The sequence below is a fragment of the Methanosarcina soligelidi genome (genome assembly GCF_000744315.1).
Taxonomy (GTDB): Archaea; Halobacteriota; Methanosarcinia; order Methanosarcinales; family Methanosarcinaceae; genus Methanosarcina; species Methanosarcina mazei.
On record NZ_JQLR01000001.1, the window covers coordinates 2,567,493 to 2,585,412 of the forward strand.

Consider the following 17,920-nt stretch of genomic DNA (forward strand, 5'->3'; position numbering starts at 1 on the left):
GCTCATTCACAGACTCAGTATGAAGCTTTTATGGAGTGCTAGTATCAACGATTTAAAAAAGTTTGTTAGGGAGGCTTAGAAGCCGTTAATAACCCAACACTTTAGTTATAGGCACAAAAAGGCAAAATTCGAAACAGCGGTAAACTGTCGAAACACTAATCTTATTTTTCGCGTCTTCTGTGAGTATTTGCGAAATCTCTTAGAGAGTTCGACCTTCGCTTTTGAGGTCTTTTGCTCTTGTTTCCAGGTCGTATTTAACGATATTGTTAATTCGCATGAGTTCCCCCGTTTTCCGAAAGATCAATTTAAGTATATGTTCGGGTTTCCATATCGGTTAAGCCTGTTTTGATGATGTTGTCTTCCCGCAAATATTCCGGAATTTTTTACAGTCGAATACCCCGCTAGCTTGCTGCGGGGATGAAAAACTTCCCCGGTAACCGTTGTTAAATAACTGATTTTATATCCTTAATTACCTTTATACTGTTGATGGAATTACGACATGCAAACCATTGTGTATATAAAATAAGATACCACATGGTTTTTTGCGTGAATTATCGTAAAAAACTTCTTTTAGATATAGAGCTTGTAAACTTTTTGAAAAATGTATGCTTTGAAATTAGTGAAAGATACTGTTTTGAGTTTGATGCAATTGGTAGTGATGGTGATCACGTGCATCTTTTTGTTGGAGCTGAACCTAAGTATTCTCCTTCAAAGGTTATGCAAACTATAAAGAGTATTATAGCAAGACAGATCTATAGCAAGACAGATCTTTAAAGAGTATCCTGAGATAAAAAACAGCTTTGGGGTGGTGAATTCTGGAGTGATGGAGGTTACATTGGAACAGTAGGAGACGGAACAACTTCCGATGTTATTAAAAACTATGTTCAAAACCAGGGAAACCAGGAAGAAAAAGAAGCATATCAGCAAATGAAAATATTCGATTTTTAATAGCCATAAAACCAAAGCGGTGGCGCGAAAATACCCCGTTGCTTGTAGCGGGGTGCGCCACCGCAACATTGATTCTTAAATTCATTTTTTCTTTTCCGGATTTTTACATTTATAGGAAGAAGCGTAAAACCTCGAAGTCTTTAGCTTCGTGAGATATAAGCGTCAACTTCCAAACTGTTACCCGTTATAGATTCTGTAAGTTATTAAGTATCTTCAAAACGTTTTTAATATTAGATTTTGCTGTCACCACAACCTCACAGTTCCTAAGAACGTTGCCGAATTTCAAAGCGAAAACCAAGCGAGGTAACGTTTGAACATCGGGGAGTTGGATAACAGGGCAAGAATCATCCTGAAGGGATCGGGATTAAGCCGCGGAAAGACGGTAGCTATAAGCATCTCAAGTACAACCTCACGCTCATATCTATTTCACCTTCGGAACGAGGGGCTAGAGCCTGCACGACTTGCCTCCAATGGGAGAAAGAATGACTCAGGAAGCCATTCAGTCTTTAGCTGAGTGGTAGTTCACCTGTGCTCAAATATTCTGGACTGGCTTTATTCAGGAAAATGTGTTTCAAGCAAGTTGAATAGAAAAAATATATGAGTTTTGGAACTCTATATGCAGTATCAATTTTAATAATTGCATATACCTGAAAGTAACATCAGCAGCAGAAATCCCTATATTAGCCCAGAAAACCCTATGTCTGATCCTCATGGTTGAAAAAGAAATAGACTACTTATGCAGTCAGTATGGCCTGAAACCGACAAATCTTTCCAAATTTACTTTAAAGCTCAATTTCCCTGACCCTGACCTGAAATATGGCTTTTCCGGAGAAGACAATTCTCTATACCTTCCTCTTTACCATGAATTAAATGTATCCAGTTCCCTACCCGGCGAAATGTTTTGCATGGTTTATATTCAGCTTATTCTGGATCCCGATAAAGTGAATTCCGAGTACCTTGCAGACTTTTTCAATAATCCTCTCGGTCTGAAAATCCGGAAAGGCTGGGAAGCCAGAGGCTTTGTTCTGAGACCTGAAACCCGGAACTCTGAAGAAGTTCAGGAATCTCAACAAACTTCTGCACTGAATAACCCTGCTCTGCTTTCTGGAAAGTCCGGCTTTTCAGGTATTTCATATCCTGTAACAGGTGAGACCTCATCTGAAAACGGGGATTCGATTTATAGTATCTGTCAGGGATCGGACGGAATGACTTATGTTCTTCCAGACTCCGCTTCTCCTGTTCCTGAGATTTTGTCATTTCCAGATCTGGACCTGGAATCACTTATGCACAGCAAACTCTATCTTCCTGACCTGCAGGTTCAGCTCGAAATCCTCAAAATCAAAGCTCTCACAAAAGAACTCATTTCCCAGTTAAATATTTTCGAGTGCAGGCTTTCGACATATCCAAAGAGCATGTCCCATATCCGCAGAAAGCTTGAACTCATACGTGAAGCAGTGAAGCTCGCAAACGATTCCGATTACATCCTTGAACTCATAAGGCGTGGAGAGAGTAAGAGGCTCGAGTTCAAGTCCACACTGCGTATGAACCTTATGACCGGAAAGCCTGACTGGAACATTCAACACGCAGTCCTGAAGACAATAGTTGCTTACCTGAACACAGACGGCGGTATCCTTCTGGTAGGCGTCTCCAATGACGGTGAGATCCTGGGAATTAAAAACGACGGTTTTCCTAACGAAGACAGGTTCCTCCTGCATTTCAAGCAGCTTATAAAACAGCATATAGGCCTTAACTACTCTCCCATGATAGAGTACACTCTTGTGCCGGTGAATGGCAAAGAAGTCCTGGAAATTGCCTGCAAAAAAAGCGATGAGGCTGTTTTCCTGAAAACGGACAAAAACGATGAAGAGTTTTATATTCGTACAGGTCCTTCGAGCGAAAGGCTAACAGGAAGCAAGTTGATAGAATACGTTAACAGGCGGTATAACGGAAAATCTGATTGATTCGTCTTAAATTCCTGCCTGCCGGTTTTGTTAATAATCCTTACCTGTTTTATTTTATCTGATATCTCTGTTTTATTTTATCTGACAGCCCTGTTTGCTCAGCCTGTATCCTGCATGTGGTGGAGATTATAAGGTTTGAGAGTCCTGGTTCTCAAACCTGGAGCACCGGGTGCAGTACATGTTACTGTTTATACGACAATTTTTAAATCAAACTCATCAGTTTAAATTGTGAGCCCGAATATATTTATTATTCCCGCAGCAGTAAGGTCAACTGCAAGAGCCGCAAGCAAAAGCCCCATAAGCCTTGTAAAGACCAGCATTCCATTGTATCCTATGAATTTGTGCAGCCTCCTTGAGAAGAGGAAGATAAACAGGCAAATGATGAATGTCAGTATTATTGAGGCAACTACTATTGCTTTTTGTTGAACGCCTTCTGCTATGCCCATAATGACAATTACTGTGCTGATCGTACCGGGCCCTGTCAGAAGTGGAAGGCCTATAGGGAAGACCCAGATATCTTCCCTTTCCTGGGACTGAGTAATTTCTTCTTCTGTAATGCTCTCACGTGAGACCTTTGCGTGCATCATGTCAAACGCTATGCTGAAAAGCAAAAGACCTCCGGCAACCCTGAGGGAGTCCACACTGATGCTGAATAATTTAAGTATCATGCTCCCAGTAATCGCAAAAAACAGGGCAATTACACATGCTAGTGTCATGACCATTTAATTATTTCACATAATACTTTGACATTTTCTCATCTGCATTCTTCCTTGTAAACTTCCATTCAATTTTCCTTTTGTGTTCATTCCTTCTCTTTGTCCATGAATCCACTTCATTTTTAAGCGTCTCGATGTTCCCGATCCTTCTTCCTGTACATTCGATATCCATGACATTGATCTCGATTTCAGCAGCATTGAGCCAGCTTGCATGTTTTGGCGTGTAATGGAACTCTATCTTGTCCAGAATCTTCTTTGCTTCCTCTTCTGAGAATGCTTCGTAGAATGACTTCTCTTTATGGATATTGAGATTATCCGTAACCAGTCTGATGACTTCTGCTTCAGAATATTTTTCTGTGACAAGAATCTTCATGAATTGTGCAAAATCCTTCATTGTTCTTCTTTTGGTTACCTGAGTTACCCTTTTTCCTGCTTTGAACTCTACCGCCATGAATATGTTTGCTGTTCCGTTCCTGACATACTCATAATCATATTTTTCTGAGCTTCCAAGCTTCATAGGAATGCTCATTCTTTTATCCCTGAGCAGTTGCTTAGGCTTCTCGTCAAGACAGATAAGAGGTTTTTTAGGATCATAATCCTCTTCATACAGACTAAGAATGTCATACATCCTGTCTCTATATTCAGTATCGATAGTCTGAATACACCACATCCTTCTTAACCAAGGTTTAGTTTTGCTTTTTTCAAAATAAGCCGAACACTCTCTTTACCTATAGTTTCAAATCCTTCTTTTTTCCTAAGTTCTTCAGTAAGCAGGGATAGCGACCATCTCTTGCTTCCATCAGGGGAACTGCTGCAGGCTAAAGCGATTACTTCTGCAACATGTTTTTCAGTGTATTTTATAGGTTGACCAGATCTTGATTTGTCAAAAAGAGCATTGGGGATACCTTCATCAAGGTATCTTTTCCGTATATTCAAGGTGGTACTCCTGGAAATACCTAATATTTTCACGATTTCAGTGATTTCTGTTTGCTGGTTTGATAGAAGGAGAATACGGGCTCGAGTTAGTTCTCTTGCGCTTTTACGTCCTTTTCTCACAAAATCCTGAAGGAAATTTACCTCATTATCTGCAAGTTGAATCTGTAGCATGAAGGTATAAAAGGATTCAACGTTTATAATGATGACTAATAATTAAATGGTTGAGACACTAGTATGACTGCTTTTTTTGCAATATCATTTTTTTCTTTGCGGGTCATCTTGCTTGTCATGGAGATAAAAGTTACAACTCCACTGATAGGGCTTACAACCACAAAGATGGATGAGAATACATAAATAAAAAATCCGAGATTTTCGGCTACCATTTTTTTCTCCTGTCCTTTACAGACTTGAGATTTTATTCTTTATTTTATATAATTCTGTGTTTAGCTTTTGAATGTTACCGGAGTTTTATTGCTTGTCTTTCAGGATTGGAATACAATCCTCTCTGGATTGAAATATAAACCTACTCCGGATTGGGATATACACCGTTTTCAGGCTGGAATATAAAAGTTAAACAATATTTTATGAGTTTTAGAATTTAAACTTTCCCAGACCGTGTTATTTAAGGCCGCGCTCAGTCAAGGGTGATCAGAAAAGTTTCTCATTTTGAATAAGGTTAATGGATAGATACCGTAATTTATCCTCTTTTTTCTATCTTTTTCTTTTAGGATCCAAAAAAAGCCGAAAGTTTTGTCTGCACTATTTTCTGTGCTGGTTCTTCCTGTATGGTTTTTTGCAGTGGTTCTTGCAGCCGTTTAAGTTCTTGCAGCTTTTTAAGCTCATTTTCTTGTTGCAGACTATTTTTAAAAAAATCAGATATAAAACAGTCCTGATTCTCCGGTTCTGGTAATTTCCTTTCCGAGATCAGCGAATTTCTGTAGTATTGCGCTGTCTTTTCCTGCCAGCTGCCTGAGAGAAGAAGGAATTTCATGCCTCTTTTCTTCCTGTTCCACTCCCATACTTCAGAGTGATAAAAAATGGCTGATAACTGGCTTGAGAGCTGGGCATACGGAACCTCTGGTCTGAGACTGTACATGAATTTGCCTATGCCGTTTTTTTCAGTCCCTGTGTACAGTTTTGAGGCGTTACTTGCAAGGCCTTTCCATTCCCTTTCCTGCATGAATTCCTGGAGCCTGTCCAGGTTGTTGCAGCTAATTTTATCAATCCTGGAAAAGATGTCTTTCCTGAATTTTCTTTTTATGAAGATATTCCCCCGGCTGTCTATCCGCCAGTAAAAAGTTTTCTCTTTCGCTCCCAGGGTATGGGATAGAGACCAGGAGGCAGCCATGAAGAATAAATCAGATCCTGGATATAAAAAAATGTTTGTAATTTATGCTGGTGTTACTTTTGAAAGAAAAATGAGTGTTTATCTGAATTCTCTTTTACGCTAAGATCAGGTTTTTTAACTTGTTGAAAGGGAGTTCTTTTTCTGTTAAATTTTTCCATTATTGCTCTTTCGTATTTATTGCTTTTTCGCATTTTTTTCTACTCTTTCGCAAAATCGATCAGTTCTTATAAAAATGACGTTGATTGGAAGAACCGGAATTTAGTCCCTGGTCAGCCTGTTTATTATATCTTGCCTTTTGCTCGCCTGGCAAAAGCTTGAATTTCCTTCTTAACTGTTTCAACCTTTCTGTTCTGCCTTTTTCAAAATCACTTCTTAAATTACTTCTTATATCACTTCTTATATCACTTCTTATATCACTTCTTATATCACTTCTTATATCACTTCTTATATCACTTCTTATATCACTTCTTATCATCGTAGCTCCAGATATGTGTACGCCTGTACCTGTCATAAAGGGTGACGTTAAGGGTAAGGAGGAGTACAAAAAACAGAGTGTCGGAAAGGTCAATCGAGCCTCTAAGCAGGGGCAGCACAAGGTCAAAAAGCAGGATCATAATCAGGTTTACAGTTGACATGATAACGAACTCCTGAATTATGGATTTCCACTGCCTCCCGCGTCTTACAAGCCACTGGCTCAATGCGGTATTAATTATAATAAGAATAGCTACTCCGGCTGCCACCTGGAGGCTGTTTGCCCGGACACCGGGGAGGATCTCGGCAAATATGATGCTGAGAAGGGAGACCAGTACGATCTTCTCTGCAAGCTCGCGGGTCACAAGATTTTCATATAACAGCCTATTGACCATTTTCATCCGCTTTCTCTCTTCCCATGTCCTGACACTCTCAGTGCTGTCAGAAAGGAAAGAGGGGATAGGGTCTGCAGCAAATGAAAAACCCTGCCGGGAAGGCGGGAGGTCGCGTAACAGCCACCACGTCATGCCTGCGAGGACTGCAGCCCATGCTATCAGGAAAATTGAGTTTAAAGGATTTTCCATCACCCATTCGGTTGTGCTCATTTCCGCAATATGTATCCAGTACTCCTGGGGAAGTTTAACGAAGATCCATATAAGGGCTGCAGCTATAACCAGCCTGTTTCTTGTCAGTATTTTTGGGTCCCATTTAAGGCTTACTGCTTCGTAAAAAATAAATAAATATTCAAAGACATTGGGGAAGATAAACAGCAGTGCCCGAAGATTTGTCAGCCCGAAAAGGGCCGTGCCGACCAGCCTGTAATAAAAAAGAAAGCGGCTCAGCCTGAAAGCGAACAGGTTCGACCAGTTTCTGAGGGTTGAGAGGTATGTGACGGTCAGATAATAGATGTCAAGAGCCTTGTCATAAGCCTGGTAGCCCTCAAGGGGCAGGTCGGTAAATACCTGAAATATTGTCCCGTCAACAGCGTCAAGGACCAGAGAAGCTATTAACCCGGGAAGGGGATATTTTGGAATGGAGAGAGGTACAAGGAAACGGGCAGCAACCACAACCCAGAAAATAAGCATATCTGATGTATCCGGCACTCTGAAGTTTGCCTCCTTTAGACAGATTAACCCCATTTAACCCGGGATCTGGATATTTTGCATCCAGTTTTTACCGGGGTCTTAAAAATCAATATTCTTCATTTATCTTAAAACTTCACTGGCCTTCAGTGTTTTTGCTTTAAGTTCTCATTCCGTTTTGAGCTCAACTGGCTTTTCCGATCCAATGAAATCAGTTACAGGGTCATGGTTCCAGATATACACGCGCCTGTATCTGTCATAGAGGGTAATATTCAGGGTCAGAAGAAGGACAAAGAACAGAGTGTTAAGGAGGTTGATAGAACCCTGATATCTCGCAAGAAGGAAATCAAAAAGCAGGACAAGGCTAAAGTTCACAATTGACATAACAATGAACTCCTGAATGATGGACTTCCACTGTGTCCCTCGCCTGGCAAGCCACTGGCTTAACTCTGTATTTATTGCGATAAGTAATGATACCCCTATTGCGATCTGGACATTGTTTGCCCGGACTGGGAGGATCTGTGCAAAAATTATGCTCAGGAGAGAAATCAGCACGATTTTCTCTATCAATTCATGATGTATGAAATCATCAAAGAACCTCTCACTCGTATAGTTGTCCTTGATATGGGAAGCAAGTGGGCTGTCAAATTTGAATTCTGCATGGTGAGCAGTAATCGAGAAGCCGGGTTTCATAGAAGGCAGGTCTCTGAGCAGCCACCATGCCATTCCTGTCAGGATTGCAGCCCAGCCGACCAAAAAGAGCGAATTTAAAGGGTTTTCGCCTATCCAGTCGGTTGTGTCCATTTTCGCAATATGTATCCAGTACTCCTGGGGAAGTTTGACGAAGACCCATATCAGGACTGTTGAAATCAATAATTTTTCTCTTGTGAGAAGTTCAGGATTCCATTTCATGCGCACTGCTTCGTAAAAGATAAAAAAATACTCAAAGGCGTTGGGAAATATAAGCAGCATCTCGCGCAACTCTGTCAGCTCGAAGATTGCAACTCCAGCCAGCCTGTAGTAAAAAAGGAAACGGCTCAGCCTGAAAGCAAAGTCATTTGACCAGTTTCTGAGGGTTGAGAGATATGTGATGGCAAGATAATAGACATCAAGAGCCTTGTCATAAGCCTGGTAGCCCTCAAGAGGCAGGTCCGTAAACAGTTGGAAAATTGTCTGGTCAACAGCGTCAAGGAGCAGAGAAGCTATTATGCCGGGAAGAGGGTATTTTGGAATAGAAAGAGGTACAAAAAAACGGGCCATGACTACAGCCCAGAATATCAGTATATCTGACGTGTTCTGCATTTTTCATTTGCTCCCTTTTTTAGGCATCCTGCACGACAGATCCTGTTTTCATTTCCAGCATCATCCAAATTGCTCTAAGTATCCGTACCTAACTTTATACTATTTCCTGATTAATTTTATACTACTTCTTAGTAAACTCTATACTATTTCTATATTTATATTCCCCATAAAACCCGGATATTCTCTGCATATAAATTGAGACATCGGATTACAGTACCGGGGTTGTGACCGGAAACTCGAGAGGATTTTGAAAAGTTGTACCCGACTACCCGAGAGAATTTTGAATAAATTTTCTCCTGTCAGTTTGCTTTATTAACAATGTAAAAATTAGTTAACAATGTAAAAATTAGTTAACAATGTAAAAATTAGTTAACAATGTAAAAATTAGTTAACAATGTAAAAATTAATTTTCAGCTCCGGGTAAAACTCTACTGACTTATTGTATCGACTCAGGCATTGCATCTTTTCAGGCAGGTACCTGAGTTATTTTTTCCTGCAATCAACTGCCTTTATTATTATTATTATTATTATTATTATTATTATTATTATTATTATTACTATTACTATTATTACTATTATTATTATTATTATTATTATTATTATTATTATTATTATTATTATTGTTATTATTGTTGCTATTATTGTTATTATTGTTATTAGTATTTCTGGCATGCAACACCCGGTACCTGTCGTACAGGGTTATGTTGAGTGTCAGGAGGAGGATGAAAAATAGAGTGTTAAAAAGGTTTATTGAGCCGTTGTATCTGGGAAGCAGAAAATCAAATGCAAGTACTATGCCGAGGTTGACCAGGGACATTACTATGAATTCCCGAATAATGGATTTCCAGTGAGTGCCGCGTCTGGCAAGCCAGTGGCTCAATGCAGTATTTATTATTATGATGATTGCCGTACCTATCGCCAGCTGGAAATTGCTCGACCTTACATCCGGAAGCACCTGCGCAAAGATTATGCCGAGGAGAGAAACCAGCAATATCTTCTCAACCAGGGCGTTGTTAAAGAAACGTTCTGAGGAATCAATCACCGGGAAATTAATTTTTGTTTTCTTTCCCGGAAGTTTTTCAGAGGCTGGCTGGAAAGGATCAGCTGAAATTTCGAGCCCTGGCCTCATAGGAGGCAGGTCTCTGACAAGCCACCACGCCATCCCGAGCAGAAATATTGCATAGGCAATAAGGATGAATGCATTTGATGGGTTGGCTCTTATCCAGTCTGTAGTGTCAAGCTGGGCAACATGTATCCAGTATTCCTGAGGAATCTTAATAAAAACCCATATCAGGGCTGCAGCCGTTATAAGTTTGCTTTTTGTCAGCACTTCAGGGTCCCATTTCAGGCGGATGGCTTCATAGAAGATGAAAAAGTATTCGAATGTATTGGGAAAAACGAGCAGCATAGAACGCAGTTGTGTGAATTCGAAAATTGCCACTCCAACCAGCCGGTAATAGAAAAGAAATCGGTCCAGTTTGAAGGCGTAGAGGTTCGACCAGTTTCTCAGGGTCGAAAGGTACGTAATGGTCAGGTAATATATATCTAGGGATTTATCATAGCTCTGGTATCCTTCAAGGGGTAGGTTCGTAAAAAGCTGAAAGATCGTCTGGTCTATGCCGTCGAGGATCAGGCACGCCAGTACTCCAGGGAGTGGGTAGCGCGGAATGGTAAGGGGTATCAAGAAGCGAGCTATAACTACAGCCCAGAAAACCAGCATGTCTGAAGTATCTACCATTGTAAATTACTTCTCCTGCTTCTCCTTAAATCTACATTTCAATCTTTAACTAATTCTCCCTGATCATTTTAATCCGGAAAGATAGAATGGTTATTATAAAATCATCAATTAATTTATAGAAATTCGACTATTATACTCATGTCGAAACTAATGTACTCATTTTTTATCATAACGGTGAAAATCAGCAGCTGTTTACTCATATGAGAATTAATATATGATGGATTTTATATAGATCAAAATTATACATATATTATTAGCCAATTTAGCTACACTAGTAGAATCAAAATAATTAAAATAAAAGACCAGTTATGTGCCAATCGCCTTGCCTGTAGCGAGGGTCAGTGAAGCTTAAGGCGAGAATATCGCAGATATGTGGGGTACTCTGCTTAGAAATGACGGCAAAAGGTCATGGTTTTGCTCTTTCACAGGTTTTTATTCGGCAACTGAAATCTTGATCAATTTAAATTATCTCAGTTGCAGCTGCCTGCAAAGAGCCGTGCTGGTGAAGAATTCTGGAGGATATTGTAATGGCACAGTTTAGACCATTTGAAATGGACAGCATCCCGATAGAAGAGCAGTTTATGAACTGGAAAGAGATTGTCAAAGCTCCATATGATCGAAAATCTGTAGACGCTTATACACGGACGCGTGTAATTCTAATGAACGGGATTGAGAACGCTTCAGTCCTCATGTCCCATGCAATAGAACGAATGACTGTCGATCCGGAGATCAAACGCCAGATGGCAGCGATGAGGCGCGCGGATTCCATGCAGCAGCAAACGATCAACTGGCTGAATCCGGCAAACCAGACTATCATAGAAACCACACTTGGCTATGAACAGGTGGCTGTCGACCTTACTGCAAACCTTGCCAGAAACGAGCCAGATCCATATGTAAAACAGACTCTGGACTTCGCCCTGCTTGAGGACTTCGACCACCTCTACCGCTACAGCTGCCTTTACGATTACATGGAACAGGGTGACCCTGAGCTTATTGTTCAGGGAAATACCGAGGTAAAACCGGGAAGACCGACAGTTGGCCATCACCGCCATCCTGACGACACCATGCGCAAGCATTACGATAAGGACACAGCCGACATTAAAACCAAAATGAATTATCTTACCATTGTCGCAGGCGAACAGCAGACCGAGCTTTACTACAAATCCCACGGTTTCATGTATTCTGATGAACTTGCAAGGCAGATTTATTCCGAGATTGCCGATGTTGAAGAAGAACATGTGACCCAGTACGGACTGCTCGGCGACCCGCGAGAAACAATGCTCGAAAAATCTGCGCTCATGCAGCTCTGTGAAGCATATATTTACTTCTCCTGCGCGCAGACTGAAACCGATCCCAGGATAAAGAGTATCTGGGAAAACTTCGCAAAGATGGAAATCTCACATTTCGAAGGCTGCGCCCGCCTTCTTGAAAAATATGAAGGAAGGGATATCAGGGATGTTGTAAGGGCTGATGTTATCGAACCTCTTGTCGTTTTCGAGCCGAATAAAGATTATGTAAATAAAGTAATTGATGAGCAGCTTGACCTCATGCCTTCTGGAATGGAATATAAACGGCTCAGTGAACTGGCTGATACATGGTCCAGCTTTAAGTTCCAGTGGAAGGTAAATAGAGATGGCGTGCCAAGTGAAGAAACAACCAGAAAAGCAAGAGATGAACTGGTTCAGCGGGATCAGGCTAAAAATATCAAGGAGTTTAAGAGTCAGCTAGCAAAACGCACAGAGGATGTTATGGCTGGGAGACCTGCTCCGCCTATGTGAATTTAACAGAGATTTTTAATTAAGGAATCTGGCGTTACCCGGCGCCAGTTTAATTTTCCTTTTTTCAGTTAAAATGGTCAGACTTTATAGATCTATTAATTTCCAAACTTAATCCCCGGGATTTAACAAATTTCTGATCATTCAGGCCCTGAATTAAGTGTCGATTGTATTTCAGTTTTTTAAATTTTTTGCTATTCAGGTAAAAAGTTATGAATTTTTATTCAAAGAATGCATAATATATAAAAAAATAGGTTTTTCAAGTCATTGTAACATTTTGAAAAAGTTCATGGATATATCAGGCATATCCCTGAACTTTTAAGGATTTCAGAGCTGGATAAATTTAGAGCTGGATAAATTTAGAGCTGGATAAATTTAGAGCTGGATAAATTTAGAGCTGGATAAATTTAGAGCTGGATAAATTTAGAGCTGGATAAATTTAGAGCTGGATAAATTTAGAGCTGGATAAATTTAGAGCTGGATAAATTTAGAGCTGGATAGGTTACTGCTATTATTTATTAATAACAAATATATTTTATAAATTCAATCTTATTATATGGGACTATAATTTATTGCAGTAACCTGAAATAAACAGGATCAAATTCAGAGCATAATTGAGGCGAACCTGATTTATGCTAATTATTTTAAAATGCACATGAAGCAAGTGCAGAAATTTGTAATATAACAGAAAGTAAAAGAGTACGGAAATTAAAACATTTATTAATTCATTCATTAATTTATTTGTTAATATATTTATTAATTTATTTGTTAATATATTTATTAATTTATTTGTTAATATATTTATTAATTTATTTATCTGCATATCCATTTGCATGTTCATCTGTATATTTATTAGATCTATGATTGTTGAAGGTCAGGAATTTTCGTGTCCAACTAAAGGACATTTGAGGGAGAAATGAAAGTGAAAACAGGTCAACCTCCAGAAATAAACCTGAACCCGGTGCATATCAGTAAGGCTGATGGTACTGCTATAGAACTTGCCAGTATTATTGATACCGAAGCAGTCCAGTCCCTTATTAATGATTTTTACAGGCTTGTCCATATTCCCATGGCATTATTCGACCTTAAGGGCAATGTTCTGGTAAGTGCTGGATGGCAGGATATCTGCACAAAATTTCACAGGGTTAATCCTGAAACCTGCAAGTACTGTATAGAAAGCGACCAGAAGCTATCTCTGAATGTAGCTCCTGGAAAATATAAGCTGTACAAATGCAGGAACAATATCTGGGATGTGGTAACCCCGATTATGGTTGAGGGGCAACACATAGGCAATATTTTCTCAGGACAGTTTCTTTTTGAGGATGAGCCCCTGGATTATGAGCTTTTCCGGTCTCAGGCAAGAAAATACGGTTTCAATGAAGAGGAATATATAAAAGCACTTGAAAAAATTCCCAGACTGAGCAGGGAAGATATAGATACAGGCATGGCTTTCTTCATGACCTTCGCCAATATGATCTCGCAACTGAGCTACAGCAACATCAAGCTGTCTCAATCCCTGGCTGAACGTGATGCTGTGGTGGAAGCATTGCAGGAAAGCGAGAAACGTGAGAAAGCCCGTTCGAATGAGTTAGCAGCAGTACTGGATGCCGTACCTGTTGCTGTTTATACGACACATGACCCTCAGGCGCTTAAGATAACCGGTAACCGCCTCTCCTGCGAATGGCTGCGAATACCTCCAGGTACAAACCTGTCCAAGTCTGCTCATGAAGGGGAAAGACCGGAGTTTTTCAAGTTATTCAAAGATGGTGTGGAGATACCACCTGAAAAAATGCCTTCGCAGTTGTCAGCTGCCGGTATAGAGGTAAATGACTGTGAACTGGATATCGTATCTGCTGACGGCAGGATACGGCATGTACTGGGCAATGCAAGGCCCCTTCGCGACGAGAATGGAAACCTGCGCGGATCCATTTCTGCATTTATTGACATTACCGAACGCAAGCGGGTGGAAGAGGCTCTTCGTAAAAGTGAGGAGCATCTGCGCCTCCTGAGTGATAACCTGCCAGACAGCGCCGTATATCAGTATACCCTTGACCCCGACGGCAGTGGTTGTTTCCAGTACGTAAGCGCGGGCATTGAAAGGCTAATCGGTTTAAATTCCCGGGATATATTGAACGATCCCTCCATATTGTACAGGATAATCCCTTCGCAGTATATGGGAGAGCTTATCGAAGCCGGGGTTCGCAGTGCACATGAACTGTCGGATTTTGATATGGAGTTGCCTGTAGAGTTACCGGACGGCAGGTTGAAGTGGATAAGATTGAACTCCCGCCCTCGAAGGCTTCCTGAAGGGAGTACAATCTGGGACGGCGTATTGACCGACATTACCAGGCTTAAACGGGCTGAAGAGGTCCTGCGTGAGAGCGAATCACGCCGTAAGGTTGCCGAAGCGGTCGATACTGAAAGGCGGCGTTTCTTTGATGTGCTGGAGACGCTGCCGGTAATGATAGCCCTGCTAACACCTGACCACCAAATTGCCTTTGCCAACCGCCCCTTCCGTGAGATGTTTGGAAATTCCGGTAATAGACACTGCTTTGAGCATTGTTTCAGAAACAACGAGCAATTTGATTCCTGTAAAGCATATAAAATCCTTGAAACCGGCCAGCCTTACCACTGGGAAATCACCACTCCAGAGGGAAGAGTATTTGATACGTATAACCTTCCGTTCATTGATGTTGACGGTTCACGCATGACTCTTGAAATGGACATTGACATTACCGAGAGGAAAGCAGCAGAGGAAATGCTTCGGGATAGTGAGGAGAAATACCGGAATATCGTTGAGACAGCAAATGAAATTATACTTATCACTGACAGTGAAGCCGTAATCAATTATGCTAACTCTAAAGTAGTGGATATGCTGGAATACCCTCTGGACGAAGTTATTGGTAAACCGATCTGGGGTTTCATCAGTAAGGAATGTATACCTGCTGTCAGGCAGAATCTGGAAAAAAGAAGGCAGGGAATAAGCGAAAGCTATGAACTGAAATTAATACGTAAAGATGGTTCCCCGGTCTGGACATTTTTAAATGCCAAACCTCTTTTTGACAGGAACGGCAGTTTTACGGGCGTAATGAGCATGTTAACTGACATCTCAAAACGAAAGGAAGCAGAAGAAGCCCTGGCAAATATTGAAACTGCCCGTAAGAAGGAAATCCACCACAGGATAAAGAATAATCTTCAGGTAATTTCTTCCCTTCTTGATCTTCAGGCTGATCAGTTTAAAAACCGGGAGGACATTAAAGACCTGGAAGTTCTCTCCGCCTTCAGGGAAAGCCAGGACAGAGTAATATCAATGGCTTTGATACACGAGGAACTGTATAGAGGCAGCGGGTTCGAAACATTAAATTTTTCTCCGTATATTCAGGAACTTACCGAGAATCTTTTCAATACATACAGCCTTGGAGATACCAGGATAACTTTAAGCATGGACCTGGAAGAGGACCTCTTCTTTAATATGGATACTGCGGTCCCGCTAGGAATGATTGTCAACGAACTTGTTTCCAATTCCCTCAAGCATGCGTTCGGAGGAAGAGATAAAGGGGAAATTTGTATACAACTTTACAGGGAAAAGCTCACAAAATTTAAAAGTGAAGAGTCTGAAGGTACCGTTTTTGTCCTGAAAATTTCAGATAACGGCCTTGGAATTCCTGAGATTGATGTTGAAAATCTTGACAGCCTTGGAATGCAGCTTGTAACTTCCCTTGTCGACCAGCTGGATGGCAAACTCGAACTGAAAAGAAACAATGGGACTGAATTCATTATCAGGTTTAAAGTAACGGATAAAGAAAATAAGGTTCAATTTGCCCTGAAATCAAGTCATACGAGTAAATAACATACGAGTAGCAGGATATCTGACCTTAATGCATGAGTTTCTGAGGTAACAGGTTTTTAACCCGGTACATCTGCCTGGCTAAATTCTCGCATATTAACCTCTTATTTATAATATATAATTCTATATGTTAATCTACAAAAATTCCAGAAACCTCATTTCCTGCAACTGGCCCAGCCTTCATCATTTTCATAACCCAATGTCCAGAGTTGATCTTTATGCACCCCAAAACCCTAGAAATCCTTAAAATGTTTGAAGAAATAAATAAAATCCCTCGACGTTCTAAAAATGAAGAAAAACTTGCCCTCTGGCTGATGGAATGGGCAAAAAATCATAATTTTGAAGCAAAAACCGACGCTTTAAACAATGTCCTGATTAAAGTCCCCCCCACGCCGGGGTATGAGAATTCTCCTGCGATTGTTCTTCAGGGTCATATGGACATGGTATGTGAAAAGTGCAGAGATTCAGGCCATGATTTTTCTAAAGACCCTATCATATGTATTTATGAAGGGGACTGGCTGAGAGGGGATGGGACCTCAATTGGGGCAGACAATGGGATTGCCCTTGCGATAGGGCTTGTGCTGGCGGAGTCAGGCATAAAAGGAGAGATAGAGCATCCTCCTCTCGAGCTCCTTTTTACTGTTGATGAGGAGACAGGGCTGACAGGAGCCAGCGGGCTCGAAGAGGATTTCTTTGAAGGCAGGATTCTTCTGAACCTGGACTCGGAAGATGAAGGAATTTTTATACTGGGGTGTGCCGGGGGTCAGAACTCCCGGATTTTCCTGCCCCTGCAATGGGAAAGTTTTGACTACGGAAAGGGAAGTGGGTTCGGGCTTTTCAGGATCTCGGCAGAAGGGCTTGAAGGTGGGCACTCAGGAGTCGAGATCCACAGGCAGAGGGCAAATGGTATCCAGCTTCTTGCCAGGATGCTTTCAGCCCTTAAGGAAAAAGTCGGAAAAGAAAATCTCAGGCTGGTCTTTTTCAGCGGGGGGAGTGTCCACAATGCCATTCCAAACTACGCAGAGGCATTTATTGTCCTCTCCAGAAATAACGAAAAACAGGCAGAAGACTTCGTTTCCGGGCTTCAGAAGAGTTTTAGAGGCGAGTATGCGGTATCTGACCCTGAAATAACCCTTCAGCTTAAAGAGGTTGAGAACGGGATTATTTTCGAAGCGTCGGGAGGGAAAATTACCCGAAAAGAAGTGCCTTCGGACAGGGTTTTTTCAGTCGAAACGGAAGAAAAGCTTTACGGGGTCCTCCTCGGGATGCCTCACGGGGTACACAGGGTTTCGGATACTATTCCGGGGCTTGTTGAGACCTCGAACAACCTTGCAACCGTAAGGACAGGAGAAAAAGAAGTGAGGATCGTATCAAGCCAGCGCAGTTCTGTCATGTCAAGGCTTGCTGAAGTCACGGAAAAGGTGGAAACCGTTGCAAAACTGGCAGGAGCACGGGTTGAGCATGAATGCGGATATCCTGCATGGGAGCCTGACCTTCAATCAGGTCTGCTTATGAAATGCAGGCATGCGTATTCAGGGACTTTCGGGAAAGAGCCGGAAATCAAAGTAGTGCATGCAGGGCTTGAGTGCGGGGTGATAGGCTCGAAATGCGAATGCATTGAAATGATCTCCTTCGGGCCGACAATCAAAGACCCTCATTCCCCAGCTGAGAGAGTATATATCCCCTCAATTGAAAAAGTCTGGGTTTTCCTGGAAAACCTGATGAAGAGCTATCGTTAATAACTAATTGTCAATATTTGATTAAGAAACCTGTGAAGTGCAATCAGCAGGAATTGG

At 41.3% G+C, this 17,920-nt stretch carries 11 protein-coding genes and 2 pseudogenes; 5 read left to right on the plus strand and 8 right to left on the minus strand.

Annotation, left to right across the window (positions count from 1 at the left end):
* The first annotated feature begins 486 nt into the window (after positions 1-486).
* A pseudogene (tnpA, locus tag M886_RS11190) lies at positions 487-948 on the plus strand (IS200/IS605 family transposase).
* Between the two features lie 710 nt (positions 949-1,658).
* Positions 1,659-2,909: an AlbA family DNA-binding domain-containing protein gene (locus M886_RS11195; RefSeq protein WP_011034639.1), complete on the plus strand. Its 1,251-nt coding sequence runs from the start codon at positions 1,659-1,661 to the stop codon at positions 2,907-2,909.
* Between the two features lie 221 nt (positions 2,910-3,130).
* Here the strand turns inward: M886_RS11195 and M886_RS11200 are convergent, their stop codons facing one another.
* The 8 genes and pseudogenes from M886_RS11200 to M886_RS11235 form a co-directional block, all read right to left on the minus strand.
* Positions 3,131-3,631 (minus strand): MarC family protein, encoded by a 501-nt coding sequence (locus tag M886_RS11200; protein WP_235203937.1) that lies wholly within the window; start codon positions 3,629-3,631, stop codon positions 3,131-3,133.
* Positions 3,632-3,635: 4 nt separating this feature from the next.
* A pseudogene (locus tag M886_RS17830) lies at positions 3,636-4,732 on the minus strand (IS630 family transposase).
* Positions 4,733-4,767: 35 nt separating this feature from the next.
* Positions 4,768-4,944 (minus strand): MarC family protein, encoded by a 177-nt coding sequence (locus tag M886_RS17835; protein ID WP_084685078.1) that lies wholly within the window; start codon positions 4,942-4,944, stop codon positions 4,768-4,770.
* A 341-nt stretch (positions 4,945-5,285) separates the two neighbouring features.
* Complete coding sequence (locus M886_RS11215) at positions 5,286-5,909, minus strand: hypothetical protein (RefSeq protein ID WP_048038938.1); 624 nt, start codon at positions 5,907-5,909, stop codon at positions 5,286-5,288.
* A 217-nt stretch (positions 5,910-6,126) separates the two neighbouring features.
* Positions 6,127-6,384 carry a hypothetical protein gene (locus M886_RS11220; RefSeq protein ID WP_048051194.1) on the minus strand — a complete coding sequence of 86 codons (258 nt, stop codon included), beginning with the start codon at positions 6,382-6,384 and terminating at the stop codon, positions 6,127-6,129.
* The gene (locus tag M886_RS11225) at positions 6,371-7,519 is read right to left on the minus strand and encodes a hypothetical protein (RefSeq protein WP_235203938.1); all 1,149 of its coding nucleotides are present in this window, start codon (positions 7,517-7,519) and stop codon (positions 6,371-6,373) included. Before M886_RS11225 ends, M886_RS11220 begins: the two co-directional genes overlap by 14 nt.
* A gap of 111 nt (positions 7,520-7,630) precedes the next feature.
* The gene (locus tag M886_RS11230; protein ID WP_048051195.1) at positions 7,631-8,764 is read right to left on the minus strand and encodes a hypothetical protein; all 1,134 of its coding nucleotides are present in this window, start codon (positions 8,762-8,764) and stop codon (positions 7,631-7,633) included.
* A 499-nt stretch (positions 8,765-9,263) separates the two neighbouring features.
* Positions 9,264-10,502: a hypothetical protein gene (locus tag M886_RS11235; protein WP_048051196.1), complete on the minus strand. Its 1,239-nt coding sequence runs from the start codon at positions 10,500-10,502 to the stop codon at positions 9,264-9,266.
* Between the two features lie 527 nt (positions 10,503-11,029).
* Here M886_RS11235 and M886_RS11240 point away from each other — a divergent pair.
* The 3 genes from M886_RS11240 to pepD all read left to right on the plus strand — a co-directional run bounded on the left by M886_RS11240 (position 11,030) and on the right by pepD (position 17,863).
* Complete coding sequence (locus M886_RS11240; protein ID WP_048040639.1) at positions 11,030-12,280, plus strand: hypothetical protein; 1,251 nt, start codon at positions 11,030-11,032, stop codon at positions 12,278-12,280.
* A gap of 913 nt (positions 12,281-13,193) precedes the next feature.
* Complete coding sequence (locus M886_RS11250) at positions 13,194-16,127, plus strand: PocR ligand-binding domain-containing protein (RefSeq protein ID WP_226987610.1); 2,934 nt, start codon at positions 13,194-13,196, stop codon at positions 16,125-16,127.
* Positions 16,128-16,342: 215 nt separating this feature from the next.
* A complete protein-coding gene (gene pepD, locus M886_RS11255) occupies positions 16,343-17,863 on the plus strand; it encodes an aminoacyl-histidine dipeptidase (protein WP_015412777.1) in 1,521 nt (506 codons plus the stop codon).
* Positions 17,864-17,920: the final 57 nt, after the last annotated feature.